The sequence below is a fragment of the Pseudomonas sp. GZD-222 genome (assembly GCF_049310525.1).
Lineage (GTDB): Bacteria > Pseudomonadota > Gammaproteobacteria > Pseudomonadales > Pseudomonadaceae > Aquipseudomonas.
The window spans coordinates 36,037-60,222 of the sequence record NZ_JBMOWO010000114.1 but is presented as its reverse complement, the minus strand read 5'-3'; the positions used below and the strand labels follow the sequence as shown (position 1 = coordinate 60,222).

Genomic DNA, 24,186 nt, shown 5'->3' with positions numbered 1-24,186 from the left:
TGATCGTTCAGTTCAGGCGTCGTGCGGGCGCAAACCTTCGAACAATGCGTTGGCCTGGCTTTCAGTTATGGGACCTCGCCATGCGCCGATACCCAGGTTCACCTCACTTGCCAGTTTCAGGTGGCCTGCCTCCAGGCGCGGAAAGCCTCTGCCCGGTTTCTGCTTGAAGTGAAAGTGAGCGTACCAGAGCGGGGTATTGCTTGAAATGTCGTCTATACGGTACTCCTCCAGGTACTCGATCGCTCTGCCCTGTTTGTTCTTGGCCGGTTCCAGTGTTCGTGACCAATGGATCCTTACCTGCTTCTCGGCATGCAGGTATTGCAGGTGTCCGACGGTGGGCTGCTGGTTGGCCTTTATCTGCTCGATGCGTAGCTGCCGGCCAAAACTACCCAGCTCAGCGACTGCCTGTTCAAGGTGCTGGACCAAGGTTTTCTGGGCATCGGTGAGGTCGTTCCCGGTTTTGTGAGTGATATCCTGCGCCAAATCCCGCAGCGTGGCAGCATAGCCATGCGCCAGGTCCTGCAAGTCGGCAGGCAGCATGTTCAGCCCTTTGTACTGCAGTAGTTTGGCGCGCTGCGCGGGAACATCTGCCAGCCGTTTGTTCGCTGTGGCTACCAGTGACTGGAGCGCGGCGGAAGGGACTGCAGGTGTTGATAGAGCCGATTGCCAATTGCCGTCCGGGGCACGGGTAAAAGTGGCATGTACTTCACTGTTCACCATGCGCTTGACGACCATTGCTGCTTGACCATTCACACTGATCTCGTGACCGATCAGCAACTGCTGGTCGACGGTTTCAAACAGGCGTGGCCTGCTGGGGCCACGGTTGCCGACAGGTTTCTTGACCGGCGCGGTGGCAGAAAGCGCGCCGTTGATCTCGTTGATCAAACTGGCTAGTTCTTGCCGTGTCTGCCGGGTTGTCTCGGTTGTAATAAGGTCAGGAAAAGTGTCCTGCCAGCTGAGCATGTGGTTGACGAAGCGTTGATAGCGCTGCTTGAGTTGCAGCAGGAAACGGTGCGACTCGGCGCGGCTGAGCCCGGCTGCGGCTAGATCGCCGTGGCTGAACAAGGCATTACGCAACTCCTGAGTCTCCCCCTCCACTCTGCGCAACATCAGCAGGAAGTCATAGCTGTCCGCTGTCGGTGCCTTGAAGATACCGGCAGCCAGGAACGATAACCGCACCACCCGGTAGTGGTGGGGATCTTGTGAGATGTCGAGGTCGGCGATGTGTTGCTCGTAGGTCGTCAGGTTGTCTTTGTGCAGCCGATTACGTACAGGGTTGATGCGGCGGATCTCCGCCTCCAGTCGCTCCAGGGTAGCGGCCAGTTCCCTATGTGCGTTTTGCAGCAATTTGAGATGGTTCAACGGGTTGCCGGGGGCTTCTTCCATCATCCGGTGGAGTCGAGTCAGTTCGCTGAACGACTTGTGCACTTGTGATTGGCGTAGAGAAATCAGCGTCGGGTGGTTCCTGCCAAGACCGAAAGCCAGGCCCTGACTCATGTTTCGGTAGTCCTCGGGGCGCAGGTGCGGGCGGATCGTGCGTAGACGGTCCAGGCTCTGCTCATGGAAGGTTAAAAACTCCTGGAGTTGCTCCGAGGCTTCTTGCAGTGTCCGTTTGATGGTCGCGTGGTCAGCGGGTGTTCCTACTGGGCCATCAGGCCCATAGCCCTGCGCCTTGTTCAATGCACTTAGTTTTTCCAAGCTCCGGGTACTCTGGATCCGACGCTCCGCAGCGATACTGCTCACTACATCCACCGGCGACATGAGCGCGGGCTCGGGTCTCAGGTAGCCACGCAAGGTTTGCCAGCCTTGGTTGTACAAGGTGCCCAGATAATTACCCCCGCCAGCCAGGCCATTGTCGATGATCTGCCCACTCAAGCTGCCATGAGATGCCCAAACGCCCGCTTCGCTGAGCCTCACGGGTTGCTTGTAAGTCCGCGCATGGGTGCCTTTGAGCCGCCAGGTACGGTAGGTTTCGTCCCACTCGACCTGGTAGTACTGTCCCTGGTGCACGATGTAATCCGAGTGGGTTTCGGGATGTCGAAGTACACCCGCGCCATAGTCTGCCGGATGATCCACCCAACGGCCTGCAGGTGCCTCGGAGGCATAGCCGACGAACGGTTCCGGGTGTTTGCGGCGTGTCACCGTGATGCGCCGCAAGCCCATCGGGCGCTGGCGAGTGCTTGTGCGTGCCACGGCGTTGCTGTTGGGCACCAGAGAGGCAGGTGTCAGATCAAGGAGGGCGTCTACCAGCGACAGGAACACACTGTTCAGGTGTTCGATTCCTTCGCCGGAATCTCCCCGCAGGAAGGCCTCCACGCTCGCGTTGGCAGCGTTCCATCCATCGAACAGGGCGATGGCAGTACCAACCAACGGCACCAGACCCAAAGCCATTTTGATGTAGTCGTACACTCGGCCGTGACGGATGGCTTCCTGTTCGAGGAACAAATCGCTCTGGCTGCGAGACGATGCCCGATTCTCCAGAATCAATCGTCCCATATGCAAACTGGCCTGAAGCAGCGCCAACGACTCCTGGCGCAATGACCCGAGGCCGATGAAACCTGAGTACTGCTGCAATACCGCAGTGTTGATATAACTGAGGTGCTCGCTTGCATCGCCTTCCAGGGGCCGGCCGGCAAGGTAGCTGCGCATTGGCTCGGAGACGGCCATTTCTTCCAGAGCACGACAAGCATCCTCAGCATTGTTGTGCTGGCTGATGACTTTCCCATTGGGAGCGTCGGGCAGCAGCAGGAGGGTGGGGCCGGTCGTAGCCTGCAGAACGAAGACGCCGGACAGGTCAACCCTGTTGCTCGAACCATCCGCCGCGACGCCGGGAATCAATTCCAGCGTACGGTAGCTGGTGGTTCGGGTCAGGGTGTGATCCTGTTGTTCCCGGCAGAAACGTTCGAGCAACTGCTGGCCTTCCAGGTCCAGGTCAACCGATCTGCCCAGATTGATAATCGACAGCTGATGTTCGAACGGTGAGCTGTGGATTTCCTGGCGCAATTGTGCTTCCCAAGCCGTCTCATCCGCCTGTCCTTTGAAGGCACTGAGTATCTGCTGTTCGTAGGCTCCGGCCAGGTCCAGCTCTTTCACCAGATTGGCGACGAAGGTGAGATTGATCTTCTCACGCATATCAGCAGGCGCGGTGGCGTCGAACAGGATCCGGGCGTTGCCCAGGCGCAAGGTCAGATCATCATCCAGTGCCCATAACAGGAATTTCTCCAGGGGGACATTGCTACGTTCCTGGCTGAAGGCTACGACTTCTTTGTGTGCATTGGCGAAGCCAGACTCGGGTAAGGCAACTCTAGTCTTGTAAGTGCGATCCGCGATATCAAGGGTGATGCTCGGTAGCGTGGGCACGGAGAAAGACTTACGCAAACGCTCATGCAGCTTGTTGCGTGCAAACTGGCCGCGCTCAGGCAGGTCCCGCGCCAGGAGCTTATTGGAAAGCAGCATGCTCGCGCGAAACGCCTCGAGTTCTGTGGCCAATGCTGCTCGCTGGGCATCGTCCAGGCGGGCAAATGATTGCAGGTGTGTGTGGATGTGGGCGGTACGGTTCTTTTCTGCAAGCCGTTCGAAGGCTTGAACCCTCGCCATGTTAGTGCTGATGCCCAGCTTCTGGCGCAACGTTTCCAGCGCAGAAGAGGGCGTGCTGGTGAGCAGCGCAAGTTGTGTCTGTGTCAGGTAATCAAAGACATGCGTGGTGATTGGTGCCATGACGATGGAGGGCACCTCGGTTGTCTCGCCCAGGCGTTTGAGCAGTTCATCTGTGTCCTGAGGCCAAGCGCTTTCGAGCAGGGTTTCTGGCCAGGCACCATAGAGTGTCTTGAGCAGGGCTGTGGTCAGTTGTGTCTCATCGGTGAACACGATAAGCCCGCCGTCATGACCAGATTTGTGCAGCAGCCATGCGCTGTCAGGTTCTTCGCTGTCATCACTGATCGCTGCCCGCAGGGCCAGGTACCCAGTCAGCGCCCAGGACCGCTCGCCAATGACCAGCTTCAGTGCACTCGCCACGACCGGACGTTGCAGGCTCGGCGCGGGCCTTTCGACGATATGCTCGACCCACGCCAGGCGAGCCGCTGACAGATCACCGAGCAGATGTTGGAAGCGGGCTTCCAGTAACAATTCCTGGGAGAAATGCTGGCTGAGTTGTTCGAAACGACTGGTTTCGCCGTATGTCTGCCCCCAGGTTTCCGCATCCAGGGTATCGGGAAGATCGGCCAGCAGCTTCTGCAGCGTGTCATCTTCCTTGTCCAACTGCGACTGACGCTTGCGCAGTTCCTTCATTTTTTCCGCTGCTGGTTCGGTCTCACCGCCTAAATGGTCAATCAGGAGCTGCTCCTGCCGCTCGATCCTTTGTTTGCACCACCCCAATGGCAGGCGCTCGTTGAGCGAGTCGAAGTGAATTTCCTCAGCTGCCAGCGATTCGTCCGCGCTGACCAGCAGGTCCAACGACTCTTTGAGCTTCTCGTGCAATGTCTCCTTCAGCTGTACGCCCCGCTTCGCTTCCCAGGTTTCTATTAGCGACCAGTCCAGCGGATCGGTCGCACTTTCCTGAGCCGCTTCCAGGAGGTATGCCCCGGTCAGACGTTCATTGTCTTTCAGGATGGCGTCCAGAAGACCGACAAAGCCATCAGCGGACAGGTCCCGGACGGCGATCAAGGTACTATCACTTTCGCTTTCAAGCGGCGTCGCCGGGTTTGGCCAGAGCAGTTGGCGATGCTTGTGCGACCAGCGCAGCAGCGCCGACTGGCTCTGGAACGAACGGATGGGATTGTTGGCGTCGGGTCTATAGAGCAGCCACGGTGCGTCGTCGGTCTGGGGCTTGACCAGTAATGCTGTCGGACATAACTCGGCAGTGGCGCCCGGGTGGTTCCAGAGCAGCTGTGCATAGTGGCTGCTGTTATCCAGTTGACCGAGCTGCGAGGCTTGTACGTTGATACGGTCGAGTCCGTAATTGAGCTCTACTGTGCGCTGGAAATGCTCTTTCAAGCCTTGTTCCGTATAGGTCCGGCGCGATACCGCATGACCTGGCATGCGCGTGTCCCAGTAAGCGGAACGGCTATCGGCAAGCAATGGGACAAGTATTGGATTGAGTGCCTGTACCCAGTCTCGGCCTGTCCAGGCAGCGTACATCGAATCGCTCGCCAGCCCCCAGGTTGACCATTCGGCAAATGGATTGGCAAATACCGCGCTGGAGAGTACGCGGGCGGCGAAACTCAGTAGCGTCACCTGACTGTCGCCAGCATACAGGCCGCACGCGTCGGGATCGATTTGCAACGACTTTTGCAGGTGATTTCGCAATGTCGCGCGTAGACAAGGGGCCTGATCCAGTACGGGCTGCAACGCTTGCACTGATTGCCGACGCTGTTGGTCGGCCTTGAGCAGAGCGTTACCGCGCCCCGCGGTTATCCAGGCGTCCGCGGGAATAGTGAGGGGGACTGCGGTGTCGCCGATGTCGACGTAGGAAGTATCATCGGCAGGAGAGAGGTTTTCCGTCATGATCATGATCTCTGAAAGGCTGAGCCCTTGAAGTGGGCTCTCATTTCAGCGGTCAACTCATGAACACATGCGGTATATGTTGCTAGGTCAGCAAGTGCTTCGTTTGGCTAGATAGGGCGGCAGATACAAACTCAGATACGCATCAAACACGCGCATGCCTTCCTCGGCCATGCGCGGCGTAATCTGCCCATGCAGTTGCACCGAGCGGGCATACACCCGATCACCCAGCTCCATGGCCAGGGCAAACACATCGACGTCTTCCGGTAGTACCGGCAACTGGAAGTGCTGGGCGAACAGCTTGTGCATCAGGTCGCCCAGTTCGATGTCGTGTTGACGGTCGGCCTGGGTCACTTCGCTCAGGCCATGCTGGGCGAGGATCAACTGGCGGGCGGCCGCATCCTGGTTGTAGATGCTCAGCATGCGCTGCTCGACCAGCCGCGACAGGTCATGCCAGGTGTTCAGCGCTGCGGCGTCAATCGGCGCCGCCAGGCACGCCCGGAAGGCGCGATGCACATCGGCGGTGAGGGCTTCGAGCAGGGCCGGGACACTGGCGAAAAAGTGGTACACCGAGGACGGCGGGATTTGCGCGCGCTCGGCGACACTGTAGATCGACAGGCTGGCCACGCCTTCGCTGGCCAGCAAGGTACGCGCCGCTTCGAGGATCGAGTCGATCCGCGCCTGGCTGGCGGCGCGGGGTTTGCGCGGGGAGACGGTACGGCTCATGTCAGTTGCTGATCGCTAGAATGCTGGCCTGATAGGCGCTGACGAACAGGTCGAAGTCGGCCTTGTCCTCTTCACGCTCAAGTTTGGCCTGGGCCTCGAGAGACTCGCGTGCCGCTGCTTCGAAGCGCTGTTGCTCTGCTGCTGGCAGCGCCTGGGCGCGGAAGAACTCGGCATGGGCCTGACTCTGGCGCAGGGCGAAACGGCTGAAGCTTTGCTTGTGCTCAGTCATGCTCGCCAGCACCTGTGCCGATGGGGTCAGGGACGGATCGCTGACCTTGGCCTTCTGCAGTTCCAGGGCTTTGCCATGCTCGTCGCTGCCTTGGCTGCGATCAAGCAGTGCCGCCAGTGGCGCGATACGTTCGAGCAGTTCACTCGCCCATTCCTTGAGTTCAACTGGTTTGCCATGGCGTTGCAGCACCAGGCCCGGGCGGCGACCTTCCTTGACCACGCTGAGGAAGTTGCCGGTGCAGTTGCCACACTCCAGGTAGCCCAGCAGCGGGCTGTCTTCCAGGGCACAGAACAACAGGAAGGCGTCGAGGAAGCGCGCCTCGCTCAGGTCGATGCCGGTCGGCAGGAACGGGTTGATGTCCAGGCAGCGCACTTCAACATACTGAATGCCGCGGGCCATCAGGGCCTGGATCGGCCGCTCGCCGCTGTAGGTCACGCGCTTGGGGCGGATGTTGGAGTAGTACTCGTTTTCGATCTGCAGGATGTTGGTATTGAGCTGTACCCACTCGCCATCCTTGTGTGTGCCGATTTCCACGTAAGGCGCATACGGGGTGGCGACGGCCTTGCGCAGGCTGTCGGTGTAGCTGTTCAGATCGTTGTAGCAGGGCGTCAGGCCAGCCTGGGCATTGCTCTGGTAACCCAGGTCGCTCATGCGCAGGCTGGTGGCGTAGGGCAGATAGAGGGTATCGGCGTCGAACTGTTCGAGCTGATGGGGGCGACCGCGCAGGAAACCGGCATCCAGCGCCGGCGAAGCGCCGAACAGGTACATCAGCAACCAGCTGTAGCGACGGAAGTTACGGATCAGGGCGATGTAGGCCGCCGACTGATAAGCGCGGTCATCGAGGTTGCTGCCTTCGGCGGCGCGCAACAGCGGCCAGAGTTTCTCTGGCAGCGAGAAATTGTAGTGAATCCCGGCGATGCACTGCATGGTGCGGCCGTAGCGCAGGGCCAGACCCTTGCGGTAGACATACTTGAGCTGACCGATGTTGGAGCTGCCGTACCAGGCGATCGGAATGTCTTCCTCGGCCGGTAGCGGGCAAGGCATCGACGGGCTCCACAGGTACTCGCTGCCCAGCTGGGTGTAGGCGAAGCGGTGGATGTTCTCCAGGCTTTCGAGGGTCTGCGCAGGGTCGGCCAGGGCTGGGGTGATGAACTCCAGCAGCGACTCCGAGTAGTCCGTGGTGATCTGCTCGTGGGTCAACGCCGCGCCTAGAGCCTCGGGATGCGGGGTTTGTGCCAGGCGACCTTCCTCGGTCACACGCAAGCATTCGCGCTCGATGCCGTGCAGGCACTGCTTGAGCAGGGAGAGGTTGTCGCCTTGGCCGAGCAGGCTCAGGCGGCGGTTGAGAAGTTCGCTCAAGATGGATTCCTTCACGCGTCAGTCGCCCCAATATGGGGGTGGAAATGACGGTCTACAAGGGTGGACAGAGGAACTGGCGTTGTCGCCTGGTTTTGGCCGGCTTTCGGCAGTGCCTGCGCTCTGCCGAAAGTATCGCAGTTTGGCTGCTTGCGGCTAGAGGACGACGAACGTTCCCTGGGCTTTGGCCACCAGTTTGTCGTTCTGGAGTACCTCGGCGTCGACGACCAGGGTGCGCCGCCCGGCATGCAGCACCCGGGCGATACACAGCACCTCACCTTCGCTGACTGCGCGCAGGTAATTGATCTTGCACTCCAGGGTTACGCTCTGCTGGTCGAAGCCATGGGAACTGGAGCAGGCCAGCCCCATGGCGGTATCGACCAGGCTGAAGATCGCCCCGCCGTGCAGCTTGGCGCCGCGGTTGCGCAAATGCGGCTCCAGGGCCAGGGTCATTTCTGCAACCCCCGCCTCCAGACGTTGCAGACGACAGCCAAGCAGCTGGCTGAAGGCGCTGAGGACGACCTCTTGCGGGGCCTCCATCACTTCTTCTTCAACTGTTTGGCGTTGGCAAACAGCGATGCCATGGCGTTGTTGGCCGGCGCCGGGGTTTCTTTGGCGCGGGCTGGAGCGCCTTGTTGGCGGGGTGCCGAGCCTGGGCGGCTGCCACGGGCGCCGTCGATTTTCTCGCCCGGGGTGTCGCTCATGCGCATCGACAGACCGACGCGTTTGCGCGGGATGTCGACTTCCATGACCTTGACCTTGACCACGTCGCCGGCCTTGACCGCTTCACGCGGGTCCTTGATGAATCTCTCCGACAGCGCCGAGATGTGCACCAGACCGTCCTGGTGCACGCCGATATCGACGAAGGCACCGAAGTTGGTGACGTTGGTCACCACGCCTTCGAGGATCATGCCCAGTTGCAGGTCCTTGAGGTCTTCGACGCCTTCCTGGAATTCAGCGGTCTTGAACTCTGGGCGGGGGTCACGGCCGGGCTTGTCCAGTTCCTGGAGAATGTCGGTGACAGTGGGCAGGCCGAAAGTTTCGTCGGTGTATTTTTTCGGGTCCAGGCGCTTGAGGAAACCGCTGTCGCCAATCAGCGAGCGGATATCACGGTCGGTTTCAGCAGCGATGCGCTGTACCAGCGGATAGGCCTCAGGGTGCACCGCCGAGGCGTCCAGCGGGTTGTCGCCGTTCATGACGCGCAGGAAACCGGCGGCCTGTTCGAAGGTTTTTTCGCCCAGGCGGCTGACTTTCTTCAACGCTGCACGGGTTTTGAACGCGCCGTTGGCGTCGCGGTGGCTGACGATGTTCTGTGCCAGGGTGCTGTTGAGACCGGAGATCCGCGCCAGCAGGGCCACCGAGGCGGTGTTGACGTCAACGCCGACGGCGTTCACGCAGTCCTCGACCACGGCGTCGAGACCGCGGGCCAGCTTGAGCTGCGAAACGTCATGCTGGTACTGGCCGACACCGATGGATTTCGGGTCGATCTTCACCAGTTCAGCCAGTGGATCCTGCAGGCGGCGGGCGATGGACACGGCGCCACGGATCGACACGTCGAGGTCGGGGAATTCGCGGGCAGCCAGTTCCGACGCCGAGTACACCGAAGCGCCGGCTTCGGAGACCATGATCTTGGTCATTTTCAGTGCTGGGTATTTTTTGATCAGCTCGGCGGCCAGCTTGTCGGTTTCGCGGCTGGCGGTACCGTTGCCGATGGCAATCAACTCAACCGAGTGCTTGGCGCACAGGGCAGCGAGCACGGCGATGGTCTGGTCCCACTGGTTTTTTGGCACGTGCGGGTAGACCGTGGCGGTATCGAGCAGTTTGCCGGTGGCATCGACCACAGCAACTTTGCACCCGGTACGCAGGCCCGGGTCAAGGCCCAGAGTCGCGCGCGGGCCGGCCGGAGCGGCCAGCAACAGGTCGTGCAGGTTGTGGGCGAAGACGTTGATGGCCTCGCCTTCGGCGTTGTCGCGCAGTTCGCCGAACAGATCGGTTTCCAGGTGGCTGTAGAGTTTGACCTTCCAGGTCCAGCGCACCACTTCGCCCAGCCATTTGTCTGCCGGACGGTTTTGATTCTGCAGGCCGAAACGCTCGGCAATCATCATTTCACAGGGGTGCAGGGTGCCCGGCAGCTCTTCGCCGACCTTCAGCGAGGCAGCCAGCACACCTTCGTTGCGGCCGCGGAAAATCGCCAGGGCGCGGTGCGACGGCACGCTTTTGAGCAGTTCATCGTGTTCGAAGTAGTCGCGGAACTTGGCGCCTTCCTCTTCCTTGCCAGCCACCAGGCGGGCGCTGAGCACGGCTTCCTGCTTGAGGAAGCTGCGCAGCTTGTCGAGCAGGCTGGCGTCTTCGGCGAAGCGCTCCATGAGGATGTACTTGGCGCCTTCGAGGGCGGCTTTGACGTCGGCCACGCCTTTTTCCGCATCGACAAAGCGCGCGGCTTCGACTTCCGGGCTCAGCTGCGGGTCGTTCAACAGGCCATCAGCCAGCTCGCCGAGGCCGGCTTCCAGGGCGATCTGGCCCTTGGTGCGGCGTTTTTGCTTGTAAGGCAGGTAGAGGTCTTCAAGACGGGTCTTGGTGTCGGCCAGCTTGATCTCGCGGGCCAGCTCCGGGGTCAGCTTGCCTTGCTCTTCGATGCTGGCCAGGATGCTGGCGCGGCGGTCGTCCAGTTCACGCAGGTAGCGCAGGCGTTCTTCCAGATGACGCAGTTGAGTGTCATCCAGGCTGCCGGTCACCTCTTTACGGTAACGGGCGATAAAAGGCACCGTCGAGCCTTCATCAAGCAGGGCCACGGCCGCTTCGACCTGTTGCGGGCGGACACCGAGTTCCTCGGCGATGCGGCTGTTGATGCTGTCCATAAAACCACCTGACAAATTGTGAAAACAAAGGCCGCGGGCGGGCGCCATGGGGCGCTCGGAGCAATGCGGCGCTGGCTGAAAGCGCCGCATTATACCCAGCACGCCGGGCTTGCGGTGATAGCAGGGCGCCAGCTCTTAACCAGGCAGAACTGGCGCATAGGGAAAAATCTGCTAACAATGCACACGGCACGGTCGATGGCGGCTAAGCCATAATGCGTGCCGAGATTAGAGGAGTTATCCATGAGCAGCACTGCCCAAACCGCTGAAGGCGAAAAAATTCTCATCGTCGATGACGATCCAGGCTTGAGCAGCCTGCTGGAACGTTTCTTCACCAGCAAGGGCTATCGCGCCCGTGCAGTACCCAATACCGAACAGATGGACCGCCTGTTGGCCCGTGAGGTTTTCAACCTGGTGGTCCTTGATTTGATGCTGCCTGGCGAGGATGGCCTCACCGCCTGCCGCCGCCTGCGTGCAGCGAACAACCAGATCCCGATCATCATGCTCACCGCCAAGGGCGATGAGTTGAGCCGGATCAAGGGCCTCGAGCTGGGCGCCGACGACTACCTGGCCAAGCCGTTCAACCCCGACGAGTTGATGGCCCGGGTCAAAGCCGTCCTGCGTCGCCAGGCCCCTGCGGTGCCGGGTGCTCCGGGCAGCGAAGACGAAACTGTCACCTTTGGCGACTACGAGTTGTCGCTGGCGACCCGTGAGCTCAAGCGTGGCGAAGAAGTCCATATGCTCACCACCGGTGAGTTCGCCGTGCTCAAGGCGCTGGTCATGCATGCGCGCGAGCCGCTGACCCGCGACAAACTGATGAACCTGGCCCGTGGCCGCGAATGGGATGCCCTGGAGCGTTCCATCGACGTGCAGATTTCGCGCTTGCGCCGCATGATCGAACCCGACCCGTCGAAGCCGCGTTATATCCAGACGGTCTGGGGAGTTGGTTACGTGTTTGTACCGGATGGCAATGCCAGCAAGTGATGTTTCGAGTGTAGGAGCCAGTCACTGCAAGCAGGGCGGACCTTCGGGTTGCCCTGTTTTTGCATGTGCCGAGATCCGCAAAGCCTGCGAGCCATGCTCGTTCCTGCAAAGTGTGTAGCCGTTGTCGATGAAAACGCCCCTGTGGTTCCCGCAAAGCTTCTTCGCCCGCACCCTGTGGCTGGTGCTTATCGTCGTGCTGTTTTCCAAGGCGCTGACCCTGGTTTACCTGCTGATGAACGAAGACGTACTGGTCGACCGCCAGTACAGCCACGGGGTGGCCCTTACCCTGCGCGCCTATTGGGCGGCCGATGAGTCTGACCGCGACAAGATTGCCGAAGCTGCAGGGCTGATCCGGGTGGTCGGCTCCGGTGTTCCTGAAGGTGAACAGCACTGGCCGTACAGTGAGATCTATCAGCGCCAGATGCAGGCCGAGTTGGGTGCCGACACCGAAGTGCGCTTGCGCATCCACGCGCCACCGGCGCTCTGGGTCAGGGCGCCGAGCCTGGGTGACGGCTGGTTGAAGGTGCCGCTGTACCCGCATCCGCTGCGCGGTCAGAAAATCTGGAGCGTGCTCGGCTGGTTCCTGGCCATCGGCTTGTTGTCGACGGCATCGGCGTGGATCTTTGTCCGTCAGCTCAACCAGCCGCTCAAGCGCCTGGTGTTTGCAGCACGGCAACTGGGGCAGGGGCGCAGTGTGCGCTTGCCGGTCAGCGATACGCCCAGCGAGATGACCGAGGTGTACCGGGCCTTCAACCAGATGGCCGAAGATGTCGAACAGGCCGGACGCGAGCGAGAACTGATGCTGGCCGGTGTGTCCCATGATTTGCGTACGCCTCTGACCCGGTTACGCCTGTCGTTGTCGATGCTGGCCAACGAGAGTGACCTGACCGACGACATGGTGCGCGACATCGAAGACATGGACGCCATTCTCGACCAGTTCCTCGCCTTTATCCGTGACGGCCGTGACGAGCCGGTTGAAGAGGTCGACCTGAGCGATCTGGTGCGCGAAGTGGTAGCCCCGTTCAACCAGCCGGAAGAACGCGTCCGCCTGTGCCTGGAGCCGATTCCACCGTTCCCGCTGCGCCGGGTGTCGCTCAAGCGCATGCTCAACAACCTGATTGGCAATGCCCTGTACCACGCTGGCAAGGGGGTCGAGGTGGCGGCCTATGTGTCGGGTGACAGCAGCGCGCCTTATGTGGTGCTCAGCGTGCTGGACCGGGGGGCGGGCATCGACCCGAACGAGCTGGAGGTTATCTTCAACCCGTTCATTCGCGGTGATCGTGCCCGCAGTGGCAAGGGCACGGGGCTGGGGCTGGCGATCGTCAAGCGAATCGCCGCCCAGCATGGTGGCAATGTCGAGTTGCGCAACCGCTCCGGCGGCGGGCTGGAAGCCCGGGTGCGCTTGCCGCTGGGGCTGCTGCTGCCGCGTGATGCGGTGTAGTGGGGTGTAGTGGTCTGGGTGGTGGATTCATCGCGGGGCAAGTCGAGTCGTCGCACCGCCGCTCCCACTAGCCCTTACCTTTGGTGCGGGTCAGGTTTGGCCCGCCGTTCTTCTCCAGGTGCTCGATGATCATCCCGGCAACGTCCTTGGCGGTGGTGACTTCGATGCCCTCAAGACCCGGCGAAGAGTTCACCTCCATCACCAGCGGGCCGTGATTGGAGCGCAGGATATCCACGCCAGCCACGCTCAAGCCCATGACCTTGGCCGCGCGGATGGCGGTCATGCGTTCTTCGGGGGTGATCTTGATCAGGCTGGCGCTGCCGCCGCGATGCAGGTTGGAGCGGAATTCACCGGGTTTGGCCTGACGCTTCATCGAGGCAATGACCTTGTCGCCGACCACGAAACAACGGATATCTGCTCCGCCTGCCTCCTTGATGTACTCCTGGACCATGATGTTCTGCTTCAGGCCCATGAATGCCTCGATCACCGACTCGGCAGCCTTGGTGGTCTCGCACAGGACCACGCCGATGCCCTGGGTACCTTCGAGCACCTTGATCACCAGCGGTGCGCCATTGACCATCTGGATCAGGTCGGGAATATCGTCTGGCGAGTGAGCGAAGCCGGTGACCGGCAGGCCGATGCCTCGTCGCGACAGCAACTGCAGCGAGCGCAATTTGTCCCGCGAGCGGGCGATGGCAACCGACTCATTCAAGGGGAACACGCCCATCATTTCGAATTGACGCAGCACCGCGCAGCCATAAAACGTCACGGAGGCACCGATGCGCGGGATCACCGCATCAAAGCCTTCGAGGGGCTTGCCGCGGTAGTGGATCTGCGGCTTGTGGCTGGCGATGTTCATATAGGCGCGCAGGGTATCGATCACAACCATCTCATGGCCTCGTGCAGTACCGGCTTCAACCAGACGACGAGTGGAATACAGACGCGGATTTCGCGACAGCACGGCGATCTTCATGCAACACCTGTGGAAGGAGAAATAGTGGCCGGAAATGCCGGCTTGTCCTGAACGTACTTGAGACCCGGATTGACCACCAACTGGCCATGGATCAGGGCTTTGGAACCGAGCAACAGGCGATAGCGCATGGCCTTGCGGCATGCCAGGGTGAATTCGACTTCCCAGACCCGGTCACCCAGTGCCAGCGGCGTACGGATCACGTAGCGGATTTGCGCCTGGCCGTTGGAGCTCTTGATGGTTTTCATCGTCACCAGCGGCGCTTCGCAGCGACGGTGACGCAGTTGCACGACGGAACCCAGGTGCGCATTGAAACGTACCCAGGGCTCGCCATTGCGCTCGAAGGTCTCGACCTCGGTGGCGTGCAGACTCGAGGTGCTGGCGCCGGTGTCGATTTTGGCGCGCAGGCCGGCCACGCCGAGGTCGGGCAAGGCTACCCACTCGCGCAGGCCAATTACAGTCAAATGATCAAATGTCTTCAAATTGCTCAACCAGCATAAAAAGTCGCATGGCCGGAACCGGCGTACGCGACAGGTCGGTGAACTGTAAGCACGCCGCGGTTTTTTTGCATCCGCCTGATACGGTAGTACAGTTCTGTTTACGAAAATAAGCGGGGAAATGTCATGGCACAAAAGCCGGAGGAAGACGACAAGGTTCGTCTCGACAAGTGGCTCTGGGCAGCGCGTTTCTACAAGACCCGGGCGCTGGCCAAGACGGCCATCGAAAGTGGCAAGGTGCACTGTCGCGGTGAACGATGCAAGCCGGGCAAAGAGCCACGAATAGGCGACGAATTCGTCTTGCGCACCGGCTTTGATGAGCGCACGGTGGTGGTCCGGGCGCTGTCTGTGGTGCGCCGAGGTGCACCCGAAGCGCAGACGCTGTACGAGGAAACCGCCGAGAGCATCGCTCGCCGCGAACAGGCAGCGGCCATGCGCAAGGCCGGGGCGCTCGGGGTTACTACCGATGGTCGGCCGACCAAGAAACAACGGCGCCAGCTCCACCAGCTTCACGACAGCGCTAGTTAACGGGCGGGTGGTGCACTGATAAACTAGGCGCCATTAACTCATTCACGCGAAAACCCGAACCCATGTCTGAATTGCCGGATACCGATTACACCCAACGCTTCATCTTCGACGACCGCGATGTACGCGGTGAGATGGTCGGGCTGGAGCGCAGCTACGCCGAGGTGCTGGCCAAGCATCCGTACCCGCAGCCCGTCGCGCAGCTGCTCGGCGAGTTGATGGCGGCTGCCGCACTGCTGGTTGGCACCCTGAAGTTCGATGGTCTGCTGATCCTTCAGGCACAGTCGAGCGGGCCAGTGCCGCTGCTGGCCATCGAATGCACCAGCGAGCACGAAATTCGCGGCCTGGCACGCTATACGGCCGAGCAGATCAAGGATGGTGCGACCCTTGCCGACCTGATGCCTGGCGGGCATCTGGTCTTGACCATCATTCCGGTCAACGGTCAGCGCTACCAGGGCACGGTGGAGCTGGACGGCAAGGACCTGTCGGAGTGTTTTACCAACTATTTCGTCATGTCCCAGCAGATCAACACCTGCATTTCCCTCACCGCCGACGGCATCCGTGCCCGCGGCCTGTTGGTGCAGCAGCTGCCCGCTGATCGCCAGAAGGACATCGAGGAGCGTGAGGAAAGCTGGAACCACGTGAAGGCCCTGGCCAACACGGTGAAAGCCGAGGAACTGCTCGGTCTCGACAACGAAACCGTGCTGCATCGCCTTTATCACGAAGACGCCGTGCGCCTGTTCGATATCCAGCCCCTGCATTTCCGCTGCAGCTGCTCGCGTGAGCGCTCCGGCAATGCCTTGGTTAGCCTGGGCAAACACGACGCGCTGGCGCTGGTTGATGAACATGGCGGCAAGATCGAGGTCGATTGCCAGTTCTGTAACCAGAGCTATCAGTTCGATGCAGCCGATATCGAGCAATTGTTCGCCGGTGGCGGTGTAGACACGCCGTCAGATACTCGTCACTAAAACGTTTCACCACAGGTAAATCTCCTGTCTAACGCCCGAAACATGCCGTTCTGACAGGAGGACCCTACTTTTTTTGGGCGTTTCTGGCATAATCCGGCCACTTTTTTCGCTGTAGTAGTTTTCAAAGCTCTACTACAAAACGTTTGGAGCACTCGGCCGCAGGCCGGATGGGGAATCTCATGACGCAAGCCAACAACACCGTGTACACCGACCTGAGCGTCGATGAGCTGGTAAAAGAAGCGCTGAACCGCGGTGAAGGCGAGCTGGCCGATACTGGCGCGCTGGTCGTGAAAACTGGTCACCGTACCGGCCGTTCGCCGGTTGACCGTTTCATCGTCGAAGAGCCGTCCACTCAGGAAGCCATCGCCTGGGGCCCGATCAACCGCAAGTTCCCGGCCGACAAGTTCGATGCCCTGTGGGACCGCGTCGAGGCCTTCAACAATGCGCAAGAGCATTTCGTTTCCCACGTTCACGTAGGTGCTGCCAGCGAGCACTACCTGGCCGTCAAGATGACCACCCAGACTGCCTGGCAGAACCTGTTTGGCCGTTGCCTGTTCATCAACCCGGCACAATACAATCCGGCTGGCCGTGATGAGTGGCAAGTGCTCAATGTTGCCAACTTCGAGTGCGTGCCAGAGCGTGACGGCACCAACTCCGATGGTTGCGTGATCATCAACTTCGCTCAGAAGAAAGTACTGATCGCTGGCATGCGTTACGCCGGTGAAATGAAGAAAGCCATGTTCTCGGTGCAGAACTTCCTGCTGCCGGCCGCCGACGTGCTGCCAATGCACTGCGCTGCCAACATCGGCGAAGCGGGTGACGTCACCCTGTTCTTCGGTCTGTCGGGTACCGGCAAGACCACCCTGTCGGCTGACGAAAGCCGTTACCTGATCGGTGACGACGAGCACGGTTGGGGCGAAGGCGTGGTGTTCAACATCGAAGGCGGTTGCTATGCCAAGTGCATCGACCTGTCCGAGAAGAACGAGCCGGTCATCTGGAAAGCCATCAAGCACGGTGCAGTCCTGGAAAACGTCGTGATCGACGACGCCAAGCACGCCGACTACGCCGATGTCAGCCTGACCCAGAACAGCCGCGCCGCCTACCCGCTGGAGCACGTTGCCAAGCGTTCCGAGAAGAACCTCGGCGGCGAGCCTAACGCTGTGATCTTCCTGACCTGCGACCTGACCGGCGTGCTGCCGCCAGTGTCGATCCTCAGCGAAGAGCAAGCGGCTTACCACTTCCTCTCGGGTTACACTGCACTGGTGGGTTCCACCGAGATGGGTTCGGGCAGCGGCATCAAGTCGACCTTCTCCACCTGCTTCGGCGCACCGTTCTTCCCGCGTCCTGCTGGCGAATACGCAGAGCTGCTGATCAAGCGTATCCGTGGCTTCGGCTCCAAGGTCTACCTGGTCAACACTGGCTGGACCGGTGGTGGCTACGGCGTTGGCACGCGCTTCAACATTCCGACCACCCGTGCGGTGATCGCAGCGATCCAGAGCGGCGCGCTGGTCGGTGCCGAGACCGAGCACCTGGACATCATCAACCTGGACGTGCCAAAAGCCGTTCCTGGCGTCGATACCGTCCTGCTCAACCCACGCAACACCTGGGCTGACCAAGCCGCCTACGATGAAGCAGCCAAGGCTCTGGCCAACCTGTTCATCGACAACTTCAAGAAATTTGAAGTGTCCGACGCCATCAAGGCCGCTGGTCCACAGCTGTAAGCTGAAGCCAGTGTGAAACGAAAAAGCCGCCCCTAGGGGCGGCTTTTTGTTGTCTGTGGGAGCGGCGGTGCGACGCCTCGACTTGCCCCGCGATGGCGGGTCGTCAGCTACATCGCTTCGCGGGGCAAGCCCGCTCCTACAGGTATTATGGAAGCTTCATTGTATTCAACTTCCCGGGCCTGCTATGTCGCAATCACCTCAACGCCACGACTACCCGCACCTGCAACCGATCCTCACGCGCTGGCAGGACAGTGACCTCAACGGCCATATCGCCGGGGCCACGGTGTACAGCTATTTCGATACCACCATTCAGGCATTTCTCCAGTTGCAGGGTGGTCTGGACCCGCAGGAAGGCGAAGTGGTCGGTTTTGTGGTCAGTTCTGCCGCGGATTTCTTCGCCTTGCCGGCGTTTCCCGACACCCTTGAGGTGGGACTGCGCGTAGCGCGCCTGGCCGGCAGCTCAGTGGAGTACCAGTTGGGTCTGTTCCGGGTTGGCGAGATGCAGCCTTGTGCCGCAGGCAAAGTGATACAGGTGTTCGTCGAGCGCGCCTCCGGGCGGCCGGTACCGTTGCCGCCCGGGCTCCAGGCTGCGCTGCAGGGCTTGCAAGGCTGAGTCACGCGGTCAGTCGTTCAGGCGAATGATGCCTTCACGTACCGCAAACAGCACCAGGCCCGGCACATCATGAATCTGCAGGCGGTGCATGATCTGTGAACGGTGCGCCTCGATGGTTTTCACGCTCAGGCCCAGGCCGTCGGCAATCGAGCGGGTGCTTTCGCCACGGGCGATGAGCCGCAGGATTTCCAGCTGACGGGTCGTCAGCTGCATGGCGTTGTTTGCGGGCGTGCGCTTGCGGCTGTGTTTGACGGCCTGGCCGATGACCATTGGCAGAACTGCCGAGGACAGGTACTGACCACCATTCTTCAAGGCCTGCAACGCCTGCTCCAGCTCTTGCACGGTGGCACTTTTGAGCAGAAAGCCATGGGCGCCGAGTTGCAGGCAACGCATGACGAAGTCCAGTTCCGAACGTGACGAGAGCATCAGCACGTGGCAGGTCGGTGCGCGCAAATACAACTCGCGCAAGATCTGTTCACTGTCCAGGGTGTCGGCAGTCATGGCGAGGACAATGACATCAGGCTTGAGCCTTTCCGCCAGGGCGACAGCGGTCATGCCATCGCCTGCGTCACCGATTACGGCGTATTGTTTTTTTTGTTCGAGCAACGCCCGCAAGCCAGCTCGAAAGAGCGGCGAGTCATCGGCAAGTAGAATTCGGCAAAGCATGGGTTCGAGCCTGTTTCGCAAGAGTTGGGAGGCGGCAGGTTTGCTCGGTCCGTATGAGCGCTGCCGCGACGGGGCGCGATCAGTTTCGAAGGTCTGCCGTCGGTGTCGGCAGCGCAGGTCAGCATAGGCGCTCGAACACCGAGGGCAGTATCGGCCGCAACGGCAGATCAAGCCCGTGAATGCTTTCGCTGTGACCGATGATCAGCAGTCCCCCCGGGCGTAGCCGGGCCAGCAGTTGCTGGAGCACGCGTTGTTTGTCATCCAGACTGAAGCAGTTCAGCAGATTACGTAGAACTATCGCATCGAATACACCCAGGTCATCGGGCAGTGACTGGATCAGGTTGATTTGCCGCAAGCTGACACGCTCACGCAACGCCAGCTGAACTTGCAGACGCCCGGCCATTTCACCGGTGCCGTACTGGCAATAGCGTTGCAGCCAGCCTTCAGGAAAGTAACGCGCCTGGGCAATGTCATAGGTGCCTGCGCGGGCACGGTCGAGCATCCCTGGACTGATGTCGCTGGCCAGGATGTGCCAGTTGGCGTCACCGGCGTGTTCGCTGGCGACCATGGCCAGGCTGTAGGCTTCCTCACCAGACGAACAGGCGGCGCTCCACAGGCGCACGGGACCAGGGTGGTCACGTAGCCAATGGGCGAGGAATTCGAAATGCCGATGCTCGCGAAAAAAATAGGTCTCTTTGGCTACCAGCAGTTCGATCACGCGCTGGCGCTCGATGCTCTGCTCAGGCAGGGCAAGCAGGTGCAGGTAGTCGGAGAAAGTGGCCAGTTTGAAATGCCATAGGCGCCTGGCCAGGCGGGCGGCAATGACCGCGCGGCGCTCAAGCGGCAAAATCACGCCAGCTGCCCGCTCGACAAGTGATTGCAGCTCAAGGAACTGTATTTCATCAAGCGCAGGTATGCGTTTGCCAGCCGGCATATCAGCCTCTGCGGGCAATGGGCAGTCGGATCGGCGTTGCAGAATCGATGCGCATTCCCTGCGTCCATTGGCTGATTGGGGAATGGACGATGATAGCTACTGGCTATTTTTGCCAGAATCGGGGTGGCCCCTAAGCCGTACGTAGGGTAGGGGTAAGTGCAGGTTGTGTGACGTCGATGGGGCTGCGCGGGGAACGTGGCTGAATGGCTTGAAGCGTAACGCGCAGGGATCTTTCTTAGTCCCTGCCCGTGAGGACAGGGACTAAGAGATTGGCTTAAGCCCTGATGCGCTTAGCGATGGCGCCAGTGCTTCTTGTGCTTACGATGGCCATAGTGGTGGCCGCGGTCGCGGTAATGACGACGGTCGTCATAACCGCGGCTATAGCGGCGGGCCTCGTGGCGCTCGTCTTCATCGGCCTTGTTGCCCATGTAGTTACCCAGCGCGCCACCGGCACCACCACCTGCGGCGGCACCCATGTAGCCGCCCGTAGTGCCGCCGACGCTGCGGCCGATGGCGTTACCGCCCGCTGCGCCCAGGGCGCCGCCGATTGCGGCTTCACCACGCTGGCGCTTGTCGGCACCGACCGCACTGCCGGCTGCGCCGCCCAGGCCTGCACCGATCGTCGAACCGGTGCTACCGCCGATGGAATTACCGACCACCGAGCCCAGTACCCCACCCAATGCGCCGCCGATACCGGCTTCGGTGGTGCCACCTGCCGAGGCAACGCCACTGAGCAGGCCAAGAGACAACAACAGAATCGAGGAGTACTTCATCAAGAGAGCCTCATAAGGATGACGAGGCGATCCTGAGGCTGGCGAAGGGGACTGGCAATGGAAATCCGACGAGTAACACGACTTGTACACAATTCGCTAAGTTACTGTTTTAACTGTGAAACTTTCTTGGTTTTACGCTGTCTGAGCTTACTTGAGACAAGGCCCCGGCATCGCTGCCAGGGCCTTTTTTTGTGGGTGTCGAACAGCGGATTCTGTCAGAGGATGCGGGTGTTGTCGCTGGCAGCTTGCAGTTTGATCGCGACAAACTTGGAGGTCGGGGTATGGCTACCGTCGCCCACGCTCTCCAGCGGCACCAATGGATTGACTTCCGGATAGTACGCAGCTGCCTGCCCCGCCGGAATATCGAACGCCAACAGGGTAAAGCCTTTGACCCGACGTTCGCGGCCATCGCTCCAGAGCGAAACGATATCGGCCTTTTGCCCAGGGTGAAAGCCCAGGCGGATGATATCGGCTTCGTTGGCGAACAGTACGTTGCGCTGGCCCTTGACCCCACGGTAGCGATCGTCGAGGCCATAGATAGTGGTGTTGTACTGATCGTGGGAGCGCATCGACTGCATGATCAGGTCCGGTTCCTGGCCGGTCGCGCGTACACGCTCGTGCACCAGGTCATCTGGCAAACCGTTGGCCTTGAAGTTGGCCAGACCGCTGGCGGTCTTCCACTGCCGCTGCCCGGCGCTGTTGCCCAGGTAGAAGCCGCCCGGATGTTGCAGACGCTGGTTGAAGTTGTCGAAGCCCGGGATGGTGTCGCTGATCAGGTCGCGGATGCGCGAGTAGTCGGCTACCAGCCAGTTCCAGTCCACCGGCTTGGCGCCGAGCGTGGCAGCAGCAATGCCGGCAACCACCGCAGGCTCCGAGCGCATCTGCCGTGACAGTGGCTGCAACTGGCCGTTGGAGGCATGCACCATGCTGAACGAGTCTTCCACTGTGACCGCTTGCGGACCTTCGTGCTGCAGGTCGATATCGGTGCGGCCCAGGCAAGGCAGGATCAGACCCTGTTTGCCGTGAATCAGGTGGCTGCGGTTGAGTTTGGTGCTGATCTGCACGGTCAGGTCGCAGTTGCGCAAAGCCTGCGCGGTGCGTTCGGTATCGGGAGTGGCCTGAGCGAAGTTGCCGCCAAGGCCGATGAACACCTTGGCTTGACCGGCGAGCATGGCGCCGATCGCTTCTACGGTGTTGTGGCCGTTGTGCCGCGGCACCGTGAAGTTGAAACGACGCTCCAGGGCGTCGAGCAGGGCAACCGGTGGACGTTCGTTGATGCCCATGGTCCGGTCGCCTTGCACGTTGCTATGACCACGCACCGGGCACAGACCAGCACCGGGAACACCGAGGTTGCCACGCAGCAGCATCAGGTTGGCGATTTCCTGGATGGTCGCCACCGAGTGGCGGTGCTGGGTAATGCCCATGGCCCAGCACATGATGACTTTGCCAGCCTTGCAGTACATCCGCGCGGCTTGTTCGATCTCTGCCAGGCTCAGGCCGGACTGCGCCTCGATCTGTGCCCAGGCGGTGGTATCCACCGCTTGCAGATAGTCATCTACGCCTTGGGTGTGCTGCTTGAGAAAGTCGTGATCGAAGATCGCCGCTGCGTTGTTCGCTTGCGCTTCGCGCTCCCACTGCAGGAGGAACTTGGCCATGCCGCGCAGCACGGCCATGTCACCGCCCAGGGCCGGGCGGAAATAGGCGGTGTTGGTCGGGCGGTCGCCGTTGGTCAACATCTCCAGCGGATGTTGGGGATGCTGGAAACGCTCCAGACCGCGCTCCTTGAGGGGATTGATACACACCACCTGAGCACCGCGCTTTACCGCCTCGCGCAGCGGTTCGAGCATGCGCGGATGGTTGGTGCCAGGATTCTGGCCCCAGACGAAAATGGCTTCGGCGTGTTCAAAGTCGTCAAAGGTCACGGTGCCCTTGCCGACGCCGACACTCTGGCCCAGGGCCACGCCACTGGCTTCGTGGCACATGTTCGAACAATCCGGGAAGTTGTTTGTGCCGTAGGCGCGCACGAACAACTGGTACAGGTAGGCCGCCTCGTTACTGGCCCGGCCCGAGGTGTAGAACTCGGCCTGGTCGGGGCTGGCGAGGTTTTGCAGGTGACTGGCGATCAGGGCGAAGGCCGCATCCCAATCGATCGGGCGATAGCGATCGGTGCTCGGCTCATAGACCATTGGCTCGGTCAGCCGCCCCTGGTATTCGAGCCAGTAATCACTCTGGGCGAGCAGTGAGGTGACGCTGTGGCGGGCGAAGAACGCGGCATCGACGCGGCGTTTGGTGGCCTCCCAGTTCACTGCTTTGGCGCCGTTCTCACAGAACTTCACCATGCCGCTTTCCGGCGAGTCGCCCCAGGCGCAACCCGGGCAGTCGAAACCGCCATTCTGGTTGGTCTTGAGCAGGGCGCGGATGTTCTTCAGCGCGTTATCGCTGCCGATCCAGGCCTGGGCCACACTGCGCAGCGCGCCCCAGCCGCCAGCGGCACCGTGGTAGGGCTTGTAACGCGGAACGGGCTTCTGGTCGGCTTGATGATGCAGGCTCACGGTCAATTCTCCAGCACGGGGCTGAAGACCCGTGGCGCACTGTGTTTGGGCAGATGAATCAGGTTCAGGTTGTGCCGGCGCGCCCACTGCAGGGCCAGGCCGGTGGGCGACGACAGGCTGACCAGGGTCTGGATGCCGGCACGCAGGACTTTCTGGATCAGCTCCAGGCTGCAGCGGCTGGTGACAATCGCCAGGCCGCCATCGAGGCTAATGTGCTGGCGCAGCAGGGCGCCGATCAGCTTGTCCAGCGCGTTGTGGCGGCCGATGTCTTCGCGACCCAGCAGCAGTTCGCCCTGGTTGTTCATGAACAGTGCCGCGTGCACCGCACCGCAGTGCTGGCCCAGAGGCTGGAAGGCGTCGATACGCTGGCGCAGGCCGTCGAGCCACTGCGCGGGCGGCAGCGGCGCACCAGGCAATACGTTCAGTTCTGGCAGGGCCTGTTCCAGGGCTTCGACCCCGCACAGACCGCAGCCACTGGTGCCGGCCAGTTGCCGACGCTGGTTTTTCAGGTTCCAGAAGGCGCGGCTGGCGATTTCCACTTCCGCGCTGATCGCTGAACCGCCGCCCGTAAGCTTGAGGTCATAGATGTCGTCTGGCGAGGTAATGATGCCGCTGCCGAGGCTGAAACCGACGATGAAGTCTTCAAGGTCAGTCGGGCTTACCAGCATTACCGCCTGGTTGATGCCGTTGTAGGCAATGCCCAGGGCGACTTCTTCGGCCAAAGGCGTGCTGGCCTGGCTGTCATCGGTCAGGTGGCTGTAGTCATAGCGGTTGCTGGCCGCGGGCGCAGTCAGGGGGGCGGACGCCGCGCAGGCCGGAGGTGTTGTGCTCATCAGAGATACCGGCGGCTGGTCTGGTTTAAGCCTAGGCTTGCGCT

At 61.0% G+C, this 24,186-nt stretch carries 18 protein-coding genes; 6 read left to right on the top strand and 12 right to left on the bottom strand.

Annotated elements, in window-relative coordinates; genetic code table 11:
• Nucleotides 1–12 precede the first annotated feature (12 nt).
• From ACO6VD_RS21520 to ACO6VD_RS21500, 5 genes are all read right to left on the bottom strand, one after another.
• A complete protein-coding gene (locus tag ACO6VD_RS21520; protein ID WP_422421963.1) occupies nt 13–5,502 on the bottom strand; it encodes a hypothetical protein in 5,490 nt (1,829 codons plus the stop codon).
• 87 nt (nt 5,503–5,589) lie between these two features.
• Nucleotides 5,590–6,225, bottom strand: a complete 636-nt coding sequence (locus tag ACO6VD_RS21515) for a TetR/AcrR family transcriptional regulator (RefSeq protein ID WP_422421962.1) — start codon at nt 6,223–6,225, stop codon at nt 5,590–5,592.
• Nucleotide 6,226: 1 nt separating this feature from the next.
• Nucleotides 6,227–7,813: a glutamate--cysteine ligase gene (gene gshA, locus ACO6VD_RS21510; RefSeq protein WP_422421961.1), complete on the bottom strand. Its 1,587-nt coding sequence runs from the start codon at nt 7,811–7,813 to the stop codon at nt 6,227–6,229.
• A gap of 153 nt (nt 7,814–7,966) precedes the next feature.
• Nucleotides 7,967–8,350 (bottom strand): PaaI family thioesterase, encoded by a 384-nt coding sequence (locus tag ACO6VD_RS21505; RefSeq protein WP_422421959.1) that lies wholly within the window; start codon nt 8,348–8,350, stop codon nt 7,967–7,969.
• The gene (locus ACO6VD_RS21500; protein WP_422421957.1) at nt 8,350–10,668 is read right to left on the bottom strand and encodes a Tex family protein; all 2,319 of its coding nucleotides are present in this window, start codon (nt 10,666–10,668) and stop codon (nt 8,350–8,352) included. The genes ACO6VD_RS21505 and ACO6VD_RS21500 overlap by 1 nt, the downstream gene beginning before the upstream one ends.
• 240 nt (nt 10,669–10,908) lie before the next feature.
• On the opposite strand from ACO6VD_RS21500, the gene ompR reads away from it, so the two are divergent.
• Nucleotides 10,909–11,649, top strand: a complete 741-nt coding sequence (gene ompR / locus ACO6VD_RS21495) for a two-component system response regulator OmpR (protein ID WP_045180947.1) — start codon at nt 10,909–10,911, stop codon at nt 11,647–11,649.
• A gap of 127 nt (nt 11,650–11,776) precedes the next feature.
• The gene (locus ACO6VD_RS21490; protein WP_400170358.1) at nt 11,777–13,090 is read left to right on the top strand and encodes an ATP-binding protein; all 1,314 of its coding nucleotides are present in this window, start codon (nt 11,777–11,779) and stop codon (nt 13,088–13,090) included.
• 67 nt (nt 13,091–13,157) lie between these two features.
• Here ACO6VD_RS21490 and rimK read toward each other — a convergent pair whose 3' ends face one another.
• The gene (gene rimK / locus ACO6VD_RS21485; protein WP_038605625.1) at nt 13,158–14,063 is read right to left on the bottom strand and encodes a 30S ribosomal protein S6--L-glutamate ligase; all 906 of its coding nucleotides are present in this window, start codon (nt 14,061–14,063) and stop codon (nt 13,158–13,160) included.
• A complete protein-coding gene (locus tag ACO6VD_RS21480; protein ID WP_422421954.1) occupies nt 14,060–14,542 on the bottom strand; it encodes an ATP-dependent zinc protease in 483 nt (160 codons plus the stop codon). The genes rimK and ACO6VD_RS21480 overlap by 4 nt, the downstream gene beginning before the upstream one ends.
• Before the next feature lie 141 nt (nt 14,543–14,683).
• On the opposite strand from ACO6VD_RS21480, the gene ACO6VD_RS21475 reads away from it, so the two are divergent.
• The 4 genes from ACO6VD_RS21475 (at nt 14,684) to ACO6VD_RS21460 (ending at nt 18,384) form a co-directional block, all read left to right on the top strand.
• The gene (locus tag ACO6VD_RS21475) at nt 14,684–15,085 is read left to right on the top strand and encodes an RNA-binding S4 domain-containing protein (protein ID WP_422421952.1); all 402 of its coding nucleotides are present in this window, start codon (nt 14,684–14,686) and stop codon (nt 15,083–15,085) included.
• A 62-nt stretch (nt 15,086–15,147) separates the two neighbouring features.
• Nucleotides 15,148–16,050: an Hsp33 family molecular chaperone HslO gene (gene hslO, locus ACO6VD_RS21470; RefSeq protein ID WP_422421950.1), complete on the top strand. Its 903-nt coding sequence runs from the start codon at nt 15,148–15,150 to the stop codon at nt 16,048–16,050.
• A gap of 179 nt (nt 16,051–16,229) precedes the next feature.
• The gene (locus ACO6VD_RS21465; RefSeq protein WP_400170354.1) at nt 16,230–17,771 is read left to right on the top strand and encodes a phosphoenolpyruvate carboxykinase; all 1,542 of its coding nucleotides are present in this window, start codon (nt 16,230–16,232) and stop codon (nt 17,769–17,771) included.
• Between the two features lie 184 nt (nt 17,772–17,955).
• Nucleotides 17,956–18,384 carry an acyl-CoA thioesterase gene (locus tag ACO6VD_RS21460; RefSeq protein WP_422421948.1) on the top strand — a complete coding sequence of 143 codons (429 nt, stop codon included), beginning with the start codon at nt 17,956–17,958 and terminating at the stop codon, nt 18,382–18,384.
• Nucleotides 18,385–18,393: 9 nt separating this feature from the next.
• Here the strand turns inward: ACO6VD_RS21460 and ACO6VD_RS21455 are convergent, their stop codons facing one another.
• The 5 genes from ACO6VD_RS21455 to fdhD all read right to left on the bottom strand — a co-directional run bounded on the left by ACO6VD_RS21455 (nt 18,394) and on the right by fdhD (nt 24,142).
• Entirely contained in the window at nt 18,394–19,050 is a 657-nt protein-coding gene (locus tag ACO6VD_RS21455) for a response regulator (protein ID WP_422421947.1), read from the bottom strand.
• Between the two features lie 118 nt (nt 19,051–19,168).
• Nucleotides 19,169–19,984, bottom strand: a complete 816-nt coding sequence (locus ACO6VD_RS21450) for a CheR family methyltransferase (protein ID WP_422421946.1) — start codon at nt 19,982–19,984, stop codon at nt 19,169–19,171.
• Between the two features lie 290 nt (nt 19,985–20,274).
• Nucleotides 20,275–20,760: a glycine zipper domain-containing protein gene (locus ACO6VD_RS21445; RefSeq protein WP_422421944.1), complete on the bottom strand. Its 486-nt coding sequence runs from the start codon at nt 20,758–20,760 to the stop codon at nt 20,275–20,277.
• Nucleotides 20,761–20,972: 212 nt separating this feature from the next.
• Nucleotides 20,973–23,309: an FdhF/YdeP family oxidoreductase gene (locus ACO6VD_RS21440; RefSeq protein ID WP_422421942.1), complete on the bottom strand. Its 2,337-nt coding sequence runs from the start codon at nt 23,307–23,309 to the stop codon at nt 20,973–20,975.
• A 2-nt stretch (nt 23,310–23,311) separates the two neighbouring features.
• Entirely contained in the window at nt 23,312–24,142 is an 831-nt protein-coding gene (gene fdhD / locus ACO6VD_RS21435; RefSeq protein ID WP_400170348.1) for a formate dehydrogenase accessory sulfurtransferase FdhD, read from the bottom strand.
• Nucleotides 24,143–24,186: the final 44 nt, after the last annotated feature.